The following is a 20,016-nucleotide window of genomic DNA, read 5'->3' as shown; positions in this document are numbered from 1 at the left end:
CAACGCATATGGGTACACGGGCCTAATGTGCCGATATCAGCCGTTTGTCGTTATATTTTTTCATACGCCCCATAAAGTTCAAACTTAAGCGAACCAAACTCCAGATAATTCAAACTTAAGTGAACCGCGGGTTCAGAGTTAGCTGAGCGGCACGCCTCGGAAGCCTTATCCAAGTAGCATGAAGAGTTCAAAGTTAAATGAATCTCGACATCATGTAAGGCTACCCAATCGCGTCCGGAAAATGACAATCCACGTTTTTCGTACTGCGTGGACAGCTTTACGTCTTTTTTGCGTTCCAGAAATTTCAAGCGCTTTGTGCGGATACTTTTGCGTAGTCGCAGCTGATAGGAGCTCAATTCTGGCGCTCCATGCTGTCGCTGCTCATCGGTTTTTTCCGGATCCGGCTTTTCGAGCATCCATCCAAGCCAACCATCCGCGGCGATATGCCCGGGCGTCAGCCAAAGCATGGTGAAGCCTTTGGTCGGTTTTATAGTAAGCGGCGACAGACCGGTCATAGACCGTCGTATCGATCAACGGCCGCAGATCAAAATAGGCTGACGCCAGATTAACGGGGCGTGGCGATCCGAGCAGGCCGAGCAAGAAATTGAAGTCTGTTGCTGAATCGCACGCCACTTGCACCTTGCGTGGAGAATCTGCAAGCCAGGCACGTAGTTCAGCCCGGGCTTGTACAGTTGCACGGCATGGGCCGTCGAGAAGCGGCAGGACCTCTCGTTTTACGAATTCGGTGCAGTCAGCTACGCGCCATGTATCAGCAATCTCCACGTAGAACTCACGCTTTCCGTCTTCTGTCACGAGCGCCAGACTTATAAGTTGCGGAGCGGCTTGCTCATATCCTGTGTACTCGGTATCTAGAAAGAGCAGCATGTTTGGCGAGATTTTGCGTTTCCACACCCCGGCGAAAGCATACGACGCATGTTCCTGTCATCCGGGTGCCCTCTTTCCTATTCTCGGAATTCCCCAAGCGGCATGGTTTTACGCGTACTTTACGCTGACCATAGGTGTCGCGAACGCGGCATCAAAAGAGTTAAGCTCTCGTATCCTACCGTCAATCCATCACAGCTTGCTCGCCTGCATTTCCTTTCCCTACATAAAACACGAGGCTTCTTCCACCCGGCGCTCGTGCGGTAATGCGACTATGCACGCCATCGATGCTGCTACCGGCAAGCCACGCCGCGAATAGTCGAAACGGACGTGCGCCAGCTGCTCACCAAATCTTCCGATAGCACTGCAACGTGTCCGCCCCGTCTCAACCCGCCCACATGACGCTGCTACGCGAGATGGAGAAAGGGATATCAATCAAAGACAACACCGGCAAAGCCACTTTTTATCTTTGGGAAGTCTCTTCCCACGCAAGCCGAGGGCCCACGATCACTAGCGGCATACCCGACGCCGTGCCAATTCGCAAGCCCACCGCCTTCCCCATCTCGTAGTTCGGCTCGTAGATGCCCCTGCATCGGATCATGCATAGCCGCAGCCGGTTCCATGCGCCGCTGAAGCTGCGCTTCTCGCCGATGATTTCCGATCGCGCGCTCGTCGTGTCGAATAGTCGACTCGATCGCGAGTGCGTCATCTACAACGCATTCACGACGCAATCCCACCTCGGCCGCCCCCAGCAAAGAGAGCGTATCAGAAACGACGCATTGATGACGCATCCATGACGCATTCGCCTATGCGGATCGACTGTCACAGCACCCAATACCTCCACACGACGCATCGACGACGCAATATCAACGCATTCGAGCTTAACGCGATTCCTCGATCCCTGCCGCTTCATAACGACACGCAACCCGCACAAGCTCGGTTCCGAATACCTCGAGTCCCGCAAAGTCCGGGTTCGAACCGGTATGGTATCTGATACTTTTTCGACACCCTATGGTTGTTACAGCTCACTGGAAGTGAAGCTGTAACGCGGCTATGTGAAAACATAGCCGCTACGTGATACCCAACCGCGTAACGAATCCGACAATGCATTGGACGCCGTCTCGATTGAATACCAACAAGATCACGGAAGCTGATAGTCTTGTGGACATAAGATATTGCAACCCCAATCGGCAGAGCACTTGTGGTTTGCATCCCTAAATGGAATTGAGCACGACCATGATGAACCCAAGGCAAGCAGCCAGCGACCAGACTCGTACAAAAGAAACCATTGATGGGTACCTCGCCCGCGCGCATGGTCTCCTCTGTCGAATTGCCGATGAAATGCAGTTACCCGAAGACGCCTACCCGGCTCCTTCCGATGTAGTGGCCTACATGAGACGACACGCGAGCGAGTGGAAGTGGGCGACTTTCCGGCAGTATCAAGCGTGTCTGGTGTGCCGTTACGAGATGGAATTCGAACGCACCGGCTACCCGCTGTTTCAGAAAACGGCCGATGAAATCCGACTCCTCCCATATGTCGACTGCAAGCCAGAACGGGAAATTGGACGCACGTCGTCACGCAAACGAAAGGGCATCCCCAAGCGTGACTACGACGTGTTGGTCGCTAACCTCGCGAACCCATCACGTGACGGCGACTATTCGCGGAGAACAGCCCTCTGGTTGATGAGTGCCATTGTGACGGGGCTGCGACCTTGCGAATGGCAGCACGCAAATCTGTCCGAGGACCAAGCAGCACTAGTCGTCAGAAACGCAAAGGCCACAAACGGACGTGCGACCGGTGAGCATCGTGTCATCCCTGTACATTCGGGCGATCTACCGATTGTTCGAGCGCACCTGGAATCGCTGCGCGAACTTCAAGCGCGGGGAATTCAATTCTCGGCCATTCAGAAGGGGTGCAGCCAAGCTCTACGTCGGCTGTGTAAGGCACTATGGCCGGGCGATACCAAGCGTACCTATGCCCTCTATTCTGCTCGGCATCAGTTTTCGGCGAACGCTAAGGCAATCGCTTCGCCCGACGAGGTGGCAGCACTGCTGGGGCATCGATCCATCCGGACAGCGCGCCGACACTACGCTCAGCGCCGCAGCGCGTGGACTGAATTCAAGCAAAGACAGGCAGATGTCCGCAAGCCAAATGAAACAGTCAATCGCGCGTCCTCACCATCATCGAGGTCGAGGCACTGCTAATCGATTCAATCAGCCGAGACAGATGATTGCTCCATCGATATCGCTGAACTAAAGTTACCCATCCCGAACATCGCGCGGCCGCCTTACCAGCCTAGAGACACGCCAACGTTCAGCACCACCCCAGTACGCGTCCACAGCTACCAGAAGAACGCACGAGCTCGTTCCTTTCTTCGATTTACGTAAGCAATGCCTTTCGAACCGGCAAAGAAATCGGCTCGCTCACCGACTTTTTGTTTGTTAGGCAATTTTCCCAGCCTACGAGAAAAAATATTTCCGCGAGTTTGAACTATAGGACAAACCGGTACTTGCCGAATTATCTGTGTCGGTGATAATTGATTATCTTTAATTAGATTACCTTAAAAGAATGTCGGTACGACGACCGGCTGGAACCGGCCGCCGCACCTGATCACACATAGACCTGTACGAGAGGCCAACGCATGACTACCCGCATTCTACAAGCAAGTCACCCCCTTTCTTCGCTGCCGTTCGACACCGATTTATCAGTTGTCTTCGAGACCGAAGACGTGTGGCACATGTCGCTCCAACGCTTGGAAACCCTCATTGAGCGCACTGCACCCGGCGAGACGCGGGCGTATCTGTACGGCCTATATGACATGCGCCGTTCCGTGGTGTATGCCGGGGGCAGTTGACATGGTGATTCGAAAAATCATTTGCGCCTACGTGCTCGCTGTTGTCTCGGCGTCAACGCTCGCCGATCAACAAAGCACGTCCGACATGCTTGCAACCGCACAAGCGGCGGCCGATGCGCGTCACGCCGAAGCGCTCGCACATTTACAGCAGATTCAGATCGACAACGATGCGGCACTGGACCGCGCAGTGACCGCGTGCGAGTGCGCGAATGGTGTGTCGGTGATGCGCCAAATGACCATGAGGCAGTGGCTTGCAGAAGGAAAAGTCATTGCCATGAAAGTGCGGCTGTTGGAACTGTTCGTGTCCGCTCCGACCGCGATGCGTCTCGAATCTACGTGCCACTGAGGACGCCACTGTGAAAATCACCAAGATCAAACTGAGCGCCACGCTCGCGGGAGCCACACTGCTCTCGGTCAGCAGTAGTGCCTTCGCCGTATGTGACGGATGTGTCGTCAGCGCGATCACAGAGGCACAACTGACAGTTCAAACGGCAATCGCCTCTCTCGGCACATCGTTATCCACAATTTTGAACGAGATCGATACTGACATAGCCAGCGTCGGATCGAAGATGTCCGACAGCGTCGTTCAGGCGTCCAACACGCAGCGCGAAATGGCGCTCGAAGTGCAGCGGCAACAGGAAATGGATCAGGTTGCTCGGGAAACCGAGTTGCCCATCGATCCCTGTGCTACGTCGAGCAGCAACTATGCATTGCAGGCCATCCATAGCGCTGCCACAACAGCGTCGAGCTATCGGCCCGGTGGCTCGCGTGTTAGCTATGCACCGCTTGATAAGGCGCTCAACTCACTCGCCCCTTCGGTTGAGGCATCGCGTCGAGCTTCAGCAAGCATCCACGCCGACAACTATTGCAGTCCGCTCGAACTGCAAATGGGCTACGCTGGCTGCAAAACTTCCACTATGCCGGACGCCGATGCGGACGTGGATTCTGTTCTCATCGGTGCAGGCATGCCGGGGAAAAGCATAGATCTGACGTTCACACCGCAGCAGCAGGACGCGGCGCGCGCCTATGCCCGTATGTCAATCGATCCGCAACCGCCCGAGAGCATCACCAAGGCTGAGGCCAGCACGGAAACGGGCAAGCTATATATCGCGATGCAAAAGGCGTATCAGGCGAACATGTCGTCTGCAATCAAGCCCATGAACGACCTGATTGCGTCGCGCATGCCATTCCCCGGTAGCGCCCAACTGATCCAAGACATCAAGCAGTCAGACGCTGCGGCTCAGTATTTCAATGCGAACGCGTCAAGCGTTGCCAAGAGCACCGGCACCATGAGCCTGGCGGAACTCGAAGACTTCGAGGCAGGCCGCCGTTGGCAAAATCCTTACTGGCAAATCGAATTCGGTGCAGTGGCCGATCCGACGAAACTCCAGCGCGAACAGCTTCTCACCCAAGCATTTTTGGTTGATCAGGTTCATGAACTGGTCAAAGCCGTGAGGCAATCGAATGTCCTGTCTGGGCAATCCCTTGCTGCACACGAACGCTCGGCCGATCGTCCCGCAATCGAAGCTCAACTTCAGCGCGTACGCGTGACTAATGCCCGGTGAACCACCAAATGCACGCATTGAACCTCAATAGATTATTCATCGGCTCGCGCGCTCGGCAGCGAGGCATCTATGACTTGCTCTCGCTAGGAATCGGCGCGTCGATTGCGATCGCGTTTGCCGCTACGCAGATATGGGCGCAGCGTCAGGAAATGCTGTCGCAGCAGACTTCTGCACAGGGGAACGTACTTGCCGATATCGGGAACAGCATTAACGGCGTGTATCTCGCCAAGTACTACGCGAATCTGGTCAACGGAACTGCGGTTCCTGGCGTCGCGAATGCGTACGCGCCCACGATGACGGAATTGCAAAATATCAACGTGATCCCTGCCGACTACGCCACAACGAGCGCCTACGGGACGCCGTATGTGATTTTACTTGCCAAGACACCGGCAGGGTGCGTTGCCCCGAGTTGCGATGTCAGCGGACTGGTGTACATCGCTGGCGCTATTACAGACCCCTCGACCGGCAAGCCTTTGACTTTGGATGATGGAGCAGCGGCGATCGGCGGCGACGGGGGCTATTCGGACCTGCTGACTCCCGGCACGATCACGGGCATAAGTGCTGGATGGTCCCAGGCAAATCCGATGGGCAATATCGCCGGCATTCTGGCGATGCGCGTGGGTTACGGTTCGAGCGGATGGGCAGCCTACGTGCGACGCGACGGGTCACTGCCAATGGAAGGCGCTCTGAATTTCAAGGGCACAGATGGCACGCTGCATGACATTTCGAATGCAGCCACGGTCAACGCTCAGAAAGTCGTGGCGGCGGCCGGCGGGAATGTCCAGATCGGAAACTCAACCTATTACGGAGACGGCTCGAACTCAGCGATCTATCAAACCGGATCGCTATTTTTACAGCATCCCGGTGGGGCACCTGCCGACATAGCGCTCGTCGGCAACGTGAATTCGGCAGGGACGGTCACAGCGGCCGGCGCGCAGGTGAACGGCAACGCGAACGTCGCTGGACAGGCCTCGATCAACGGCAACACGATCATGGGCAACGGTACGCAGATTTACAACCCAGGTACGCAGTACATCGAGACTGGCGGCGGAAACCTGTACCTGAAGCCTTGGAACGGGGCTGGCGTGACGGTCGTAGGCGGTGGAGGCGGGAGTGGCCAATTGCTAACGACCGGGCGGCTTACGGCAAATGAATATATTCAGCCGAATGGCTATGCAAGTGCGGGCACTAGCTGCTCTCCCAACGGTTTGATTGGCAACTCAGGCAATGGGCCATTGTTTTGCCAAAACTATGTCTGGCAATCGCCTGGTCAAACACCTTCGGGAACGATGTGTGGCTACGACGATGTTCAGGGAGGCACGGGAAACGAAAATCAATCTTGGCTCTGCGGTGGATACGATCCGTTTCGAAACGGCTGTCCCGCTGGTTACTACCTGGCGAACGTCGGAGCAGCGCAGGAGCACTGGTTCTATTCGTGCCTGAAGTCGTAGGGGTTGCCCATTTCGACATTACGAATCGAACAGAACATAGCTGAAGGTGGCTCCATGAAACGTCTCAACCACTTTATGTATGTAATCGCGGCTATCCCCCTCGTCGTGCGACGTCGCCGCGCACGCGGGGGACTCACTCACAACCAGTTCAAAGACGCTTGCCTCATCACGCAAATCTGCGGCCTCGTGCATTGCTTTTTACTCGCCTCCGTGTGGTGGGCCCGCAACCATCATGACGAAACGAACTGGCTCGGTGTTGGCCTAGCAGTAGCGTGGGTTGTTTTTTTCTGGTGGTTCCTCTTGAAACAGGCCTACACAAAGCTCGAAAACGCAGTCGAGAAGGAGATTCACGATGAGCAACGAATCGAAGAAAGCCGGCATCGGCCGCCGTATCGCACGCGCAAGCTTGTACATCATCCCCGGCTATCCGATCTTCCGGGCCTTCAAGTCCGCGAAAGACGCGATGGGAACCGGCGCAAAGACAGTGCGCGACCTGACTGATGAAATCGACCGGCAAAAGCCGACAAGCCGCCATGTCAGAAGCTATCGCGAAGCGCTCGCACTCCGGTCGGCCGACGCACTTCCGCTGAAGCGGATCGCGCAAGACTGCCTCAACAAGAAACGCGTGTGCCTCGTCTTCGTCACGCTATGCGGCTTGTATGTCATTTGGGGGGTGTTCGGCGGGGACATTTTCGCCGTGGTGAACGGCATGCTCGGCCTCTGTCTGCCGATGCTGTTTGCGGTCAAGTACGAGCATCGCCTATGGCAGATGGAAACAGGTCCGCGGCGGCCCGACGAGCCGCTCGGCAACTACCGCGACTTCTTCCGGGCGCAAGGTGCATTGATACGCGTGTTCAATCCTCGCATCTTCTAGCTAGGTCTGTCGATGAAAAATCTCAAGCAACTCCAGCGAGGAGCGTTAGCAACCGCGTTTCTTATGGTGGCGACAACATCGTTTGCGCAGCAGCAGTCCGTGTCGATCGGCGATATCCAGAACGCGGCGAACCGAAGTGGTGACAAGTCCATGTCCCTGCTCGAACTGGTGTTCGGGCCAGCAGTACACAACCCGCTCGCTGCCGGCAGCGGAGCGGGCGGCATGGTCGCACAAATGTTTCTCGTGCTGAACTCGTGCGTGCTCGCGGTGGGCGTGATTTGGGCGATGTATCACTTTAGCGCTGCGCTTATCGCGACCGGGCAGGACGGCGAATTCATGGGGCAGAAAAAGTCATCGCCGTGGTTCATCATCCGCACCAGCGTCGGGTTCTCGTCTCTCGTACCGGTGTTCGGTGGCTTCAGCGGTGTGCAGATGGTGATGCTGTGGGGAACTATGCTCGGCGTCGGCATCGCCAATCTCACGCTGGACGCCGCCGTGAACGTGCTCAACACGGGTGGCTCGATGATCGCGACGCCGGCTGCGCCGCAGGCTACGATGCTTGCAAAAGCCCTGTTCGAAGCGAACCTGTGTGCTCAGTCGGCCAACACGGCGATCGACAACATGCCGAACGATAGCGGTGTGTCCGTAGATCCGGCCGAGAAGTTCAACCCAATCGCGACAAGCACCAAGATCGTCCTGATGAATCAGCGCGGCCTTTCGTGCGGCGGCGCCGAAATCAACCTTGCATCGCCGCCGTCGATGCCGGAATACGATGGCATGGTCGTCTATTCGGCCGATCCGAACGCGGCTTACTCGCAAATGCTCAGCGCACATCAAAACGCGCTGACCGCGATGCAGTCCACTTTGTTAGCCGCAGCGCAGGCTTACGTGTCTTCGGTGAACAGGCAATCGCAGGCGGCCGATCCCGAGAACACCATCAACCAGGCGGCATTGCAATACCAGTCCTCGATTACACAGGCGATCTCGAACTCATCAAGCGCGATCAATGGACTAGCGAGTGTCATCCAGTCGAACCTGCAACGCGACGGCTGGATCATGATGGGCGCTTGGTATCAGACCTTCGCGCAAGCGAATTCGCAGGTCAGCAACCTGGCGAACGCGACGGCTGCGGCAGTGCCCGGCACTGGTGCCGACAACATCCCGTATCCGCAGCTATACCGTAAGGTGAGCACTGTATATAGCCAACAGCTTCAACAGGACGCATCGGTTGCTACAACGCAGGGTGCATTGGACAACCTTTCGACGGGTATAACCGGCGCTGATCCGAAGACCATCATCGGGAAGATCTTCAACGGGCAGGGACTGGTGAAGTGGGTCGTTAGCTGGAATTCGGGACAAGGGCCGGGCGCCGCCACCAATCCGCTGATCGGCATGAAAAACCTTGGTGATCGCATCCTTGATGCGGGGTGGGTAGCACTCGCTGGATACGCTGGTGTCGAGGCCGCGTTAGGCGCGAAAGACACCCTGATTGGCAAGGCGGCAGAGGTCGTCACGGGCGGGATCTCAGGACTGGTTGGTGGCATGGGCAGCGGCGTGATGAAGGCACTCGGCCCCTTCATCGTCATGCTGGTTATTACGCTGTTTTTCTTCGGCGCAATGCTGTCGATCTACATACCGATGCTACCGTTCATGGTTTGGTTCGGAGGCGTGGTTGGCTGGTTTGCCGTTGTGTGCGAAAGCCTTGTGGCATCGCCGTTATGGGGGTTTGCGCACCTTGACGGTGACGGCGAAGGCATGGGCCAGCGCACAACGCACGGCTATATCTTCCTGCTCAATGTGATGTTTCGGCCGGTGTTCATGATGTTGGGTTTCGTATTTGGCGGGGCCGGTGTCGTCGCGCTCGGAACGTTGCTCAATTCAATGTTCAGTGTTGCCCTACAGAACGCGCAGTACGATTCGACCACCGGGCTGGTCAGCATAGTCGGGTTCATCGTGCTCTATGTGAGCATGTGCCTGTCGCTCGTGAACGGTGCTTTCTCGCTTATCCACGTGATCCCCGATCAGGTGTTTGCTTGGATCGGCGGCCAGATGGCCGGACGCGTAGGGCAGGATCTGACCGACAAAGCTAATCAGAATTTCGGCGCAGGCCTCAATCAAGGGGCCAACACTGCCCGTAGTCAAGCGCCTGCGATGCTTGGCGGCGGCAGCGCTCCAGCGGACCCCACTGACGCTAACCGGATCCGTCGCGAAAGCGTGTAAGAAGCCCGTCGTAACGACGGGCTATATGTTCTTTTCGGTGAACCGTTATGGGATGTCGCGCCGTTGAAATCTGCGCCAGCCGGTCATCTGCGGCCCGACAGCAGGCGGTCGAATGGCACACCATCGCGGACAATGTTCGCGAGCAAAGCCGGGTTCGAATAGGTTTCGGGACGCTGCCACTCGCGTTCCCACAATACGAGCGGACTGATGCGGATGCCGGTATCGAGCAGCACATCAAACGCCTCATCGGCCATCGCCAGCGTTGCAGCCATCGCGTCGCCGCCGTGGCCCGCTAGGACTAGCGCAAGGTCTGCGTCACTGTCCGGCCGGTGGTAGCCTCTAGCCCGGCTTCCGTACAGTATCGCGTGCGCAACCACAAACCGACCTTCCAGACGTGCCAGGAAGGCGCATATCGCCTGCGTGGTCGCTGGGTCGACGTTACCGGTCATTGTTGCCCTCTTCGAGTTCAGCGTCCGTGATCTCGCGATAGTGGACACCGCCGAAACGCAACTGACAATCCGGCTTGATACGGAACGACAGCCATGTCACCCAATCGCCTACGAAATAGCATAGGGCTTCGCCCAAGATTGCCAGACAGGTCGAGCCGATCGAGTCTGCAGCAGACTCGCTGTGGTACGGGTTCGGTATCTCGCGCAGGCGCGCATAACGGCTTGTCGCGTCCTTGTGAACCGGCACGAGGGATTGTGCAGTTCGTCGCGCGTCATCGTCCTAGCCCCAAAGACGCCGGTCGCATCTCTCGCGAACGAATGTAGTGGACGCCCGTCTACTCGACGGGTTTTTCTCCGTGAAGTGGGTTACGCAACGCGACGGCCTGACGCTACGATAGCGTCGAAATCCTTGTCATAGATCCGCTGGCGATTCTGTTGCACCATCAGGTAATTCGATGGAGCAACTTTTGCAAGTTCTCGCAGGGCCGCGTCCTTCAGCGCCTTGTTGCCCGCGAGGTTCGCTTCTGCCGCCAACAGCTGTTGCTCAAGATTTTTCGCATACACCTTCCAGTCTGCCGCATTCCGCTCGGCAGCAAAAGCTCTGCCAAGCGCGGCTCCGTTATCGCTCATTCTCGTACCCTCTTTGCCTCGGTCCGTTATTTTTCAATATATCGGGAACCGTCTGACCCTCGCAAGAGCCCTTTTCGCGACCTTGGTCGTCCTCACCGCCGACAATCCGGCCAGTCTTCCGGTCGAGGTAGACTGGCTTGATACCCTTCGCCTCGAGCTGTCGCGCTGCCTCCACGACAGCTACGTTGGCTCGCTTCAAAAATTCAGGGCTGGTCATATAGCGGCCTAGTTTGTCGGCTGGCATGACGCGTCCTCCTTGTCCTGCTCCGATCGGTCCTATGTCGGCGCAAATCCCCGCCTTTCCAGTTCGCACACGGCATCCTCAACGACCTCGGCTGCACAATCGAAAAATTCCTTGCTGGTGAGGTACCTGCCGAGTCTCGAATCAAGCATGTTGTGCTCCTAGCTGTATTCGTACCACAAGGATACGCCGAGACACCGGAACCTCGAAAGCATGAATTTGCGACCTGCGCGATACATGCGCGACCAAATAACCTCAACCGGCGGGCTCAAACGCGGCAAGATTTGGCCCCTTCGAGTCTTTCAGGCGATCTCTCGCCCGGGGAACCTTGACCGATCATCGCCAGCGGCACCACGGGCTATTTTGGCGACAAGGGCGACTGTCCGCGCACCAAAACACGGTTCCGCTAAACTACAAGCCCGACACGGGAGCGTTTAACCTCGCACATGAGCATCAAAACGAAGGACGTAACAGCGCTTAAAGGCATCATCCGCAAACCAGTGCGGCCAGTAACGATTCGTGAGATGAATTTAGATGCGCAGCCCGCGTCGCACTGGAACTATCGTGTGATGCAATTCACGGGCGGAGAGGAATCTTGGCGCGCAATCCACGAGGTCCACTACCGCGATGGTGTACCGTGGGGCTACACGGAAAAACCAGCGATCGTTCATTGGGACTTGGACATGGGCGATGACGACAGCACGGCGTTGGCCATCCTTGAGAGGATGCGCGAAGCCATCAGCAAACCGGTCCTGCGCGTTGCCGATTTTGACCGGGAGGACGCGGACTAGTGACTGACTACAACACCGACTTTGCGCTGTGAGCCGAATATCACGCAGCGAAGCTGCGCGCCAGCAGATTCGCTGAACTGGATCGGGAAAAGCTGGCCGAAGAGCTGGAAAACCTCACGCGCGCGTTGCGCCACGAACCGTTGGAACGACTCGCCAAGATGCTGCAAAACCCGCTGCAATGGGAATATCTGGAGGGCCTGAGCCTGACCGCTTGGTACATGGCAACCCTCGCAATTCGTCCCAGTAGTCCAACTCATTATTACGTACAACGTCATTTCTATGACGATCAGCCGGCCAAATCTGACATAAGCGTTATTATGTCAGGGCGACTTCGTTGATAGGGCCAAGCGCTGTATGTCTGCGTGGAACATGCTTGCCCGTGGCCGCCGAAAAGCCTTTTGCGACGGGCGTTTGGGGAAATTTCGAATTCTTCCGTGGAACATTTGACAGCAGCCTACCACTCTGCGTTCTCGCAAGTATGCCGAGGTTATTTGGTCGCGGCTCGCCCAAAAAACGACATCTCGGCACTGTGCTAGCTTGACCAGTCGAACCGTCGATTCGCGCGGCAGTGGTCGTTCCGCGCCCGCCCGTGGACGGGAGCACTGCCCACACCACAAGGGCGTGGACAGCGCCGGCTTGGTAGCCGGCGTCCTACACCCGCCCACCGGCTCCCCACGAACGTTGCCTTCGGCCTGACGCGCCGCGATGCGGCTTGCCTTAGCCATAAGGTTTGCCGACCATAGGTCCCTCTCTCTGCAAGCCCAAGCCGTTGATCGACGATGCGGCATCGCGAGTGCCACGAGCCCGGATTGAGGCGCACGGGCACCGCCGCCCGTAGGGCGGTGGGAGAGCGCCGACCGGCCTTCAAGGCCGGGCAATCCGGCTGGGCGGTTGTTGACCAGCTGTGCTTTTATCAGGGGTTGACTGCGCGACAGGCGCGCGCCTATTTCTCCCATCACGAGTTGGACGCCCGACGACTGATCTCGCGCCGACAGCATTAGATCTAACGAGTTTTCCACACCGGATTCCAGCCGAGGAAGCAAATCGCCAGCCGCATAGCGGTATCGTCATTCTGCAAAATTTTTCGGAACTGTGTGAACCACGTTGCAGTCGCAATGGCCCTCACAGGGGTCGGGTATCCAGGTTGTTGCGGTCTGCGAAGCAGCACGCAACGAGCGGGATTTATCCCGGTCTTAGCGATCGGCGTGGCTTGCCGCGACGAGCGCTAAAACCACGTGCGGCGATTGAATGGCGCCACGTACCGGAGGTTGTTTGGTCGCGCTCAAGGCGAAAAATGACGGAAGTGATGACAACAACCAGGTGACAGCGTTGTCCACATCAAAGACTGCTAACTACCTGTATAAGAAATACCTGAAAAGCTACTTGAAAACACTACTTGCTGCACGAAACGTCTGTCCGAAACTCCTTACCCAACAGGGATTCTGAGTGATTGCACGTATCGGAAAACTGAGCGATTACACGCAAAGGTCTGAGCGATTACACGTTCATATCTGAGCGATTGCACGTGGACAACTCGCGCTGCTCCCGCTGGATCCCTTGCGGAACAAGGCTGACAGGTCGTCTGAGCAATTACACGTGGACATGTGCACTTATCCACAAATGCAATGGAGCGAACCTCTTTGATTCCGGCTTCGAGAAACCGGGACGCTCGCAACGCTCCGGTGTCGGAAGGATGCACGCCTCCTCAGCGTGCTGGAATATGCAGCTTGCAAGGAGTAAGGCGAAGATGAGGCCCAGTGTCCTCGACATGGTCCTCTGCTTCCCTGTAGAAGTTAAGGACCTCGCGCAACCGCTTCCTAAAGTTTGACTTGAAGTCGTAGAGCCCCTGATTGCTGTCAGGCTTATCGGCATAACCGGCACCAAACTGATGCTTGAGGCTGGCCCACGGGATGAGTGCATCTCTTCGTCCAGAGACCCGCAGAACGTACATGCGATAGGTAAGCCAAGCGTAAATATCCATCGCAAGAGGCGATTTGCTGAGAGAGTAGTAAACCTCCAGCTTAATCGGTACCGGTGCGCTCCGAATTTCGTCGAAAAAGCGCTGTGATAACTCGAGGGTGCTCTCCCACAAGGCGCACTGGTCTGCCTCTTTCGGATGCCAGAAAACATGTGATTGGTCGGAGATCATCAGTCGCTTCGATGCGTCTACGTAGTCGTCGGCATGCTCGATAGAGATCACCGCTTTGAACAATCGCAGGCTCTGCTCTCGAAAGCGACGGATATCACGCCCGTTGTTGTGAAGCCCGACCTTCTTAAGGAAATCCGACTGACTATGGCCTAGCGAAAGCGTGCGCTCCTTGGTGAGCACGGCTTCTGTGCAGATCCAGGCGAGGATCATCCTCGGGATCGAGCCGTAAGGTATGCCGTGACGCTTGCTGGTAGGACTGACCGTGAGCGTGAGCTTGCCGGTGTCTCTGCTATACATCTGGCCTGGTGCCAATTTCGGATCTGAGTGCGGAAGCGTCGCCTGCGCGAGCGTGCGGGCAAGATAGCCAGTCGCGCAGGCAACGCCGGCCTCTTCTTGCTCGATTCGGAGGGCCTCTTCTATGAGGTCGCGGTGCCGCTGCGAGATATCTCGTCGGCCACGTGGGCGAACTCCTCCTTCACAGGCAGCCGGCAAGCATATATTGCTTCCACTTGGCTGAACGGGAGAGACTCGCTTTATGGGTGTCCCAACGCCATTCCTTTGCGAACTGGCTAGTTTGTCTGAGGGGAAACTCACCTGGCACCCCGCGCGGCGGCTAAACGCTCGAGTTGTTGCCGCTTGGTCGGGCGACCGATTTGCCTGCGTTGCTCAGGTGGATCAATTCCGTTCAGTTGAGTCTTTGCACTCGTGGGTTTGCGCGTATCGGCAACAGCCGCCACCGCAGGCTGGACGTGCTGTTCGATCCATTCGAAAACGTCCTGCTTCCGCCACAGGAGCTTCCGCTGCCCCGGCAATCGAACAAGCGGCGGCAAACGGTCAAACCGCTTCGCCGCGATATCGGCGTAAACCGTGGCTGGTTTGCGATGGAGGAGAGGACACAGCTGACTGAGCGTCAGCAATTCAACAAGCAACTCTGTTGGCATGGGCAAGCTCCGGCGACCCACACGCTGTGAAAGCGTATGAGCTACCGAACGTGCGCACCAACCACCGGCCCAGACACCTCAGTGTTGTACCAAATGGCGGGCCGAGTGGCCCACAGGCGATTCCTCGACATGCGCGCGGGCTTTGTTTTTGCGCCGCCCCGACTCCGTCCGTATCAGCCGGTTTGCATGCCGTTAACCACACGCGGAAGGTGCTTGCCCGCGCGGGCCCTAGATCTCCCGATCTAGGTCAAGGCTCATGGATGCAGGATAACTACGTGCTGGATTGTCTTTGGTCTGCTCGGGGCAGTCAAGACTTGTCGCCTGAAGACATGGACTGCAAGGGACAAATTTGGGACAGCCCGACACCAAAATTGACCCAAATAAGCATGGAAGGATAAAAACAAAAACCGGCCTAAGTGGCCGGTTTTAAAGGATTTGGTGGTGGAGGAGAGGAGGATCGAACTCCCGACCTTCGCATTGCGAACGCGACGCTCTCCCAGCTGAGCTACCCCCCCAACGTGCAAACAATTCTAGCACAGGCATTTTGCGTTTTGCCAAGGCCCCGCGGCGGTACAACCCGGTGGCAAAACGCGTCGCCAAACATCACTTCGACGGTGCGCCAGCCAGCACCCAATCCACCACCGTGCGAATGTCAGCATCGCTCATCGATTGATGCGCAGGCATCGGAATCATGCCCCATACGCCGGAGCCGCCGTCCTTCACCTTGCGCGCCAATTTTGCCGGCGCTTGCGCATCGCCCTTGTACTTTGCTGCGATCTGCTGGAACGACGGGCCGACCAGTTTGCGGTCCACCGCATGACATCCCATGCAGGCATTCGAGTTAGCAACGATCTGACCACGCGGCGCGTCGGCCGCACGCGCTGCAGATGCAAAAGCCCCTGCCAACGCGCTAACCGTCAACATCGCGGCAACGAGCGCGACGCCTCGCTTCATGGTGTCGTCGCGGCCGGATTACCCGGATGCACCGCATTCGAATTGCTGACCGGCGCCGGTGATTGCTGATCGAGCGGACGCGAACTCACCGACGAATCGGGAATCGCACCGACAGTCGGCGCGCTCGCGTCCGGCTGCGAAGCCGCTACCGGTGCGGTCGCCGCTGCAGCGGCAGCCGCCGCCGCTTCCTGCGGCTGGATGTACTGGAACACCTTCACGACCTGCACCACGCCCGGCACGCGGCTTGCAACGTCGGCGCCGCGATTGCCTTCGTCCATTGTGACCAGGCCCATCAGATACACCGAGCCACGCTCGGCCACGACCTTGAAGTTGTTCGCCGAGATGTTCTTCTCGGCGATCAGCGCGGTCTTCACGCGCGTTTCCAGGTACGTATCATTGGTGCGCGACGAGAACGAGCTCGCCGGCATGATCGCCAGTTCGTTGACGATCGTGTTGACGTTGTTCAAACCGCGCACGATGGTTTCCGCGCGTTGCTTCGAGACGTCGCCTGCCACTTCGCCGGTCAGCAGTACGCGGCGGTTGAACACCGTCACGTTGACGTGCGCGTTGTCGGGCAAGTTCTGGCTGATCTGCGCCAGCGCCTTCACCTGCATCTCGCGATCCTCGGTCTGCGCGCCGAGCGTGCGCCGGTCGGTCGCCACCAGCGCGCCGCCGCCCGCCGCGCCGGCAACGGCCAGAAAGCAACCCTGCAATGTCGCGGACAGTCCCGCCGCGAACCCGATCACCAGCACGGTTCTCACCAATGTCTTCTTGACGCGGAATACGCTCATCAACTAGCTCTCCTTCGGAATCAGTCTTCGCCCAGCAACATGGCATCAATGCCGTCGCACAGACAATGGATGGTCAGCAAATGCACTTCCTGAATACGCGCGGTGCGATCGGACGGCACACAAATGTGGATATCGGTATCGCTTAGCACTTCCTGCATACGGCCGCCGCCCTTGCCGGTCAGCGCGACCACGATCATCTCGCGCTCGTGCGCGGCCTCGATCGCGGCCAGCACGTTGGCGGAATTGCCGGACGTGGTGACGGCCAGCAACACATCGCCCGGTTGGCCAAGGGCCCACACCTGCTTCGAAAAAATCTGCTCGAATGAGTAGTCGTTGGCGATAGCGGTGAGCACCGATGTATCAGTGGACAGCGCGATCGCCGGCAAGCCCGGGCGCTCACGCTCGAAGCGGCCGATCAGTTCAGCGGCGAAATGTTGCGCGTCGGCCGCCGAGCCGCCATTGCCGCACGCAAGAATGCGGCTGCCGTTGGCAAGCGCTGCGAACATCGTGTCGATCGCGGCGGCGATCGGCATCGACAGTGTTTCGAGGGCTTCGAGTTTGACTGCCGCGCTATCGCGGAAGTGTTGTTGAATACGTTCGACTGACATCGAGTCTCTTTTTTCTACCGCGAATGGACCGCAGTACGCGGCCGTGTTGTGAAGTCGTATTGCGAAGTCGTACCGCTCGGGTGAACCCTGCCGGCAACGCAGTGCGTGCGTATGCGTAAAACCGTCGCGAAATGCGCGGGTTTCTCGCCGTTTCCTCGCCGTTTCCTCGCCGCTTCCTCGCCGCTTCCTGGATGCCGGCGGCGTCCACGAGGCCCGCACGCGAGCGCAAGTTTATCGCACTCACGCGTGTTCTCCGCGCACTGCGTCAGACTTCGTCGGCGCGAAACGCATCGCGCAGCCACACGAGCCGGCCTGCTTCGAACGCAATCACGTCGAAACGGCACGCGGGCTCATCATGCGAACGCCTGCTGCGGGTTGCCAGATAATGCCGCGCGGCACGCACGATCCGCTGCTTCTTTTGCCACCCGATGCTCGCTGCCGCGCCGCCGTAATGCTGCTGCGCACGCGCACGTACTTCGACGAACACGAGCGCGCCGTCACGGTCGCGCATGACCAGATCGATCTCACCGCCGCGGCACAACACATTGCGCGCGACGAAACGCAAGCGCTGCCGCTGCAAAAACTCCATCGCACGCGCCTCGAAAGCCGCGCCGACGAGTTTGGACCCGGTTGGTCTCGAAAAGTTGTGGCCCCCGGCCCGCGCACTCACCTGCCCGCCGCCCGGTTCACGCGCCGCTGCGTGGCACAATGGCGGCCTCGTTCTGTCTGTCTGCGTCTTCTGTCTCATGACTCCTCTCTCCGAACTCGCGCAAGGGCAGCAGTACCCTGCCGCCGCGCTGTATGTGGTGGCCACGCCGATCGGCAACATCGCCGACGTCACGCTGCGCGCGTTGCATGTGCTCGGACTGGTGGATCGCATCGCCGCCGAAGACACCCGCAACACGGGCCAATTGCTCGCGCGCTATGGCATCTCGAAACCGCTCGTCGCAGTTCATCAGCACAACGAGCGGGCCGCGGCGCTGCGCCTGATCGAGCACCTGCAAGCGGGTGAACGCGTGGCCTACGTGTCCGATGCAGGCACGCCAGGCATCTCGGACCCCGGCGCGAAACTCGTCGACGCGGTGCGCGAGGCCGGTTTCCCTGTCATCCCGCTGCCCGGCGCAAGTGCGCTCGCCACCGCCTTGAGCGCGGCCGGCGACTGGGTCGCAACGTTCTCGTTCCTCGGCTTTCTGCCGCCGAAGGCAAAAGCGCGCGCGGCGGCATTGCAACCGCTCGCGAGCCATCCGCACGCGATGGTGTTCTACGAAGCGCCGCACCGGATCGTCGAAACCGTGCAGGCGCTGGCCGACGCATTCGGCGGCGAGCGCAAGCTTCTGATCGCACGGGAATTGACGAAGTTACATGAAGCGCTGCACCGCGGCACCCTGGCCGAAGGGCCAACGTGGCTCGCCGCCGATCCAAACCGGCAACGCGGTGAGTTCGTCCTGGTGGTGGAAGGCGCGCAGCCGGAAGCCGCAGGCGAACACGATCACGACGCGTTGCTGGGTATCCTGCTGGAAGAGTTGACGGTAAGCAGCGCGGCAAAAGTCGCGGCGACCCTCACGGGCGCATCGCGCAACGCGCTCTACACGCGCGCTTTGGCGCTGAAGAAAGACGGGGAATAACGCGGACGGGAAGAAATGTCCGTCAGCGGATCAGGCTCGCAGCACGGGTCCGGACCGAAAGGAATGAGCGGCTGCGCGCAGCCACGGTTGATGAGTAAAAGAAAAGGGCCGCGCAAAGCGGCCCTTTGTCTTTTGGCGAACAACGGCGCGAGTTAGCGCCATGTTGCCCGGCGTCACGAGCGCGTCAAAGGCGCGCCCGCGGCCGCTGCTACATCACTTGTCTGCGTTCGACGCCAGCATTTCATTACGCGCAGCCCGAGCTTCCTGCTGCGTCAAACCTTCGATCTGTACGCGCGCCGTACCGGCATGGCGCATGTCGAGCGCGGCGGCGGCGGCCATCGACAAGTCGATGATACGGCCGCGTGCATACGGACCACGATCGTTGATGCGTACGACGACCGAGCGCGACGTGGCCGGATTGGTCACGCGCACATACGAGCCGAGCGGCAACGTACGGTGTGCCGCGGTCAGCGCGTGCATGTCGAAACGTTCGCCGTTGGCGGTGCGGCGGCCATGGAAGCCACGGCCGTACCACGAAGCGCGGCCGGTCTGATGAAAGTCCGAAATGCTGGGACCATCATCCGACAGCGGCTTGGCATCGGCCAGCGACGAGCCCTTGGCGGCTGCGTCGGAGGCCGGCGCGCTACCGAAGGATTGCGGGCCGAACGAGCCTGCCTGCGCGCTCTTCGTGCTCAGCGGCGCGCCGCTGTCGGACGTACTGCTCGCGCCCGGAGGCGTGGCGCAGCCGGCCAGCACAAAAAAGGCAAAAAGAGTCCCCAGACTGCGGGATAACCGAGTTTTCATAAGACGTGCAATCAAATTGTCGAGCCGCATCACGCGAAAGTTGAGCGTGTTGCCTGCGACTCCGGCGGTAATGGACGACAACGCGCCGCGCAGAAAAGCGCAGTACGTCAAAGCCCGCACGCGGCTACCCAGCCGCTACCGCACGGTTAATTTTCACGTCTGGCGCAACCTGTCCCCGGCAGCCTG

The 20,016-nt window shown here is 58.5% G+C and carries 21 protein-coding genes, 1 tRNA gene and 1 pseudogene; 10 read left to right on the top strand and 13 right to left on the bottom strand.

Annotated elements, in window-relative coordinates; all coding sequences use genetic code 11:
• Positions 1–50: 50 nt before the first annotated feature.
• Positions 51–515, bottom strand: a complete 465-nt coding sequence (locus tag ACOSV0_RS01015) for a hypothetical protein (RefSeq protein ID WP_434108149.1) — start codon at positions 513–515, stop codon at positions 51–53.
• Positions 516–1,481: 966 nt separating this feature from the next.
• Between ACOSV0_RS01015 and ACOSV0_RS01010 the strand changes: the two genes are divergently transcribed.
• From ACOSV0_RS01010 to ACOSV0_RS00980, 7 genes are all read left to right on the top strand, one after another.
• A complete protein-coding gene (locus tag ACOSV0_RS01010) occupies positions 1,482–1,679 on the top strand; it encodes a hypothetical protein (RefSeq protein ID WP_434108148.1) in 198 nt (65 codons plus the stop codon).
• 421 nt (positions 1,680–2,100) lie between these two features.
• Positions 2,101–3,087: a site-specific integrase gene (locus tag ACOSV0_RS01005; RefSeq protein WP_434108147.1), complete on the top strand. Its 987-nt coding sequence runs from the start codon at positions 2,101–2,103 to the stop codon at positions 3,085–3,087.
• Positions 3,088–3,648: 561 nt separating this feature from the next.
• Positions 3,649–4,083, top strand: coding sequence for a hypothetical protein (locus ACOSV0_RS01000; protein ID WP_434108146.1), 435 nt, complete (start codon positions 3,649–3,651; stop codon positions 4,081–4,083).
• 10 nt (positions 4,084–4,093) lie between these two features.
• Complete coding sequence (traW, locus tag ACOSV0_RS00995) at positions 4,094–5,302, top strand: conjugal transfer protein TraW (RefSeq protein ID WP_434108145.1); 1,209 nt, start codon at positions 4,094–4,096, stop codon at positions 5,300–5,302.
• Between the two features lie 8 nt (positions 5,303–5,310).
• Positions 5,311–6,753, top strand: coding sequence for a hypothetical protein (locus ACOSV0_RS00990; RefSeq protein WP_434108143.1), 1,443 nt, complete (start codon positions 5,311–5,313; stop codon positions 6,751–6,753).
• 352 nt (positions 6,754–7,105) lie between these two features.
• A complete protein-coding gene (locus ACOSV0_RS00985) occupies positions 7,106–7,627 on the top strand; it encodes a hypothetical protein (RefSeq protein ID WP_434108141.1) in 522 nt (173 codons plus the stop codon).
• Between the two features lie 12 nt (positions 7,628–7,639).
• Positions 7,640–9,847 (top strand): DotA/TraY family protein, encoded by a 2,208-nt coding sequence (locus ACOSV0_RS00980; protein ID WP_434108140.1) that lies wholly within the window; start codon positions 7,640–7,642, stop codon positions 9,845–9,847.
• A gap of 83 nt (positions 9,848–9,930) precedes the next feature.
• Here the strand turns inward: ACOSV0_RS00980 and ACOSV0_RS00975 are convergent, their stop codons facing one another.
• The 4 genes and pseudogenes from ACOSV0_RS00975 to ACOSV0_RS00960 all read right to left on the bottom strand — a co-directional run bounded on the left by ACOSV0_RS00975 (position 9,931) and on the right by ACOSV0_RS00960 (position 10,926).
• A complete protein-coding gene (locus tag ACOSV0_RS00975; RefSeq protein ID WP_434110379.1) occupies positions 9,931–10,119 on the bottom strand; it encodes a nucleotidyltransferase in 189 nt (62 codons plus the stop codon).
• 57 nt (positions 10,120–10,176) lie between these two features.
• A pseudogene (locus ACOSV0_RS00970) lies at positions 10,177–10,296 on the bottom strand (DNA polymerase III subunit beta); the annotation flags it as partial.
• Positions 10,286–10,543, bottom strand: coding sequence for a hypothetical protein (locus ACOSV0_RS00965; RefSeq protein WP_434108139.1), 258 nt, complete (start codon positions 10,541–10,543; stop codon positions 10,286–10,288). The gene ACOSV0_RS00965 and the pseudogene ACOSV0_RS00970, both read right to left, overlap by 11 nt.
• A 119-nt stretch (positions 10,544–10,662) precedes the next feature.
• Positions 10,663–10,926 carry a hypothetical protein gene (locus ACOSV0_RS00960; protein WP_434108138.1) on the bottom strand — a complete coding sequence of 88 codons (264 nt, stop codon included), beginning with the start codon at positions 10,924–10,926 and terminating at the stop codon, positions 10,663–10,665.
• 687 nt (positions 10,927–11,613) lie between these two features.
• Between ACOSV0_RS00960 and ACOSV0_RS00955 the strand changes: the two genes are divergently transcribed.
• Both ACOSV0_RS00955 and ACOSV0_RS00950 read left to right on the top strand, forming a co-directional pair.
• Entirely contained in the window at positions 11,614–11,958 is a 345-nt protein-coding gene (locus ACOSV0_RS00955) for a hypothetical protein (RefSeq protein WP_434108136.1), read from the top strand.
• Positions 11,959–12,011: 53 nt separating this feature from the next.
• Positions 12,012–12,296, top strand: coding sequence for a DUF29 family protein (locus ACOSV0_RS00950; RefSeq protein ID WP_434110360.1), 285 nt, complete (start codon positions 12,012–12,014; stop codon positions 12,294–12,296).
• A 1,367-nt stretch (positions 12,297–13,663) separates the two neighbouring features.
• On the opposite strand, the gene ACOSV0_RS00945 is transcribed toward ACOSV0_RS00950, so the two are convergent.
• From ACOSV0_RS00945 to ACOSV0_RS00915, 7 genes are all read right to left on the bottom strand, one after another.
• Positions 13,664–14,599 (bottom strand): replication protein RepA, encoded by a 936-nt coding sequence (locus tag ACOSV0_RS00945; RefSeq protein WP_434108135.1) that lies wholly within the window; start codon positions 14,597–14,599, stop codon positions 13,664–13,666.
• A gap of 98 nt (positions 14,600–14,697) precedes the next feature.
• Positions 14,698–15,048, bottom strand: coding sequence for a helix-turn-helix transcriptional regulator (locus ACOSV0_RS00940; protein WP_434108134.1), 351 nt, complete (start codon positions 15,046–15,048; stop codon positions 14,698–14,700).
• 439 nt (positions 15,049–15,487) lie between these two features.
• A tRNA-Ala gene (locus ACOSV0_RS00935) sits at positions 15,488–15,563 on the bottom strand.
• A gap of 88 nt (positions 15,564–15,651) precedes the next feature.
• Positions 15,652–16,002 carry a c-type cytochrome gene (locus ACOSV0_RS00930; protein WP_434108133.1) on the bottom strand — a complete coding sequence of 117 codons (351 nt, stop codon included), beginning with the start codon at positions 16,000–16,002 and terminating at the stop codon, positions 15,652–15,654.
• Positions 15,999–16,793: a BON domain-containing protein gene (locus tag ACOSV0_RS00925; RefSeq protein WP_434108132.1), complete on the bottom strand. Its 795-nt coding sequence runs from the start codon at positions 16,791–16,793 to the stop codon at positions 15,999–16,001. Before ACOSV0_RS00925 ends, ACOSV0_RS00930 begins: the two co-directional genes overlap by 4 nt.
• Before the next feature lie 20 nt (positions 16,794–16,813).
• Positions 16,814–17,401 carry a phosphoheptose isomerase gene (locus ACOSV0_RS00920; protein WP_434108131.1) on the bottom strand — a complete coding sequence of 196 codons (588 nt, stop codon included), beginning with the start codon at positions 17,399–17,401 and terminating at the stop codon, positions 16,814–16,816.
• A 265-nt stretch (positions 17,402–17,666) separates the two neighbouring features.
• Complete coding sequence (locus ACOSV0_RS00915) at positions 17,667–18,149, bottom strand: YraN family protein (RefSeq protein ID WP_434108130.1); 483 nt, start codon at positions 18,147–18,149, stop codon at positions 17,667–17,669.
• Here ACOSV0_RS00915 and rsmI point away from each other — a divergent pair.
• Complete coding sequence (gene rsmI, locus ACOSV0_RS00910; RefSeq protein WP_434108129.1) at positions 18,148–19,026, top strand: 16S rRNA (cytidine(1402)-2'-O)-methyltransferase; 879 nt, start codon at positions 18,148–18,150, stop codon at positions 19,024–19,026. The genes ACOSV0_RS00915 and rsmI overlap by 2 nt on opposite strands.
• A 213-nt stretch (positions 19,027–19,239) precedes the next feature.
• Here the strand turns inward: rsmI and ACOSV0_RS00905 are convergent, their stop codons facing one another.
• On the bottom strand, positions 19,240–19,830 hold the full coding sequence (locus ACOSV0_RS00905; RefSeq protein ID WP_434108127.1) for a septal ring lytic transglycosylase RlpA family protein: 591 nt from the start codon (positions 19,828–19,830) through the stop codon (positions 19,240–19,242).
• Positions 19,831–20,016: the final 186 nt, after the last annotated feature.

It is taken from the genome of Paraburkholderia caffeinilytica (assembly GCF_051027425.1).
Classification (GTDB): Bacteria; Pseudomonadota; Gammaproteobacteria; order Burkholderiales; family Burkholderiaceae; genus Paraburkholderia; species Paraburkholderia caffeinilytica_A.
The sequence above is the reverse complement of the archived record's forward strand: the minus strand, read 5'-3'. Positions and strand labels throughout refer to the sequence as shown.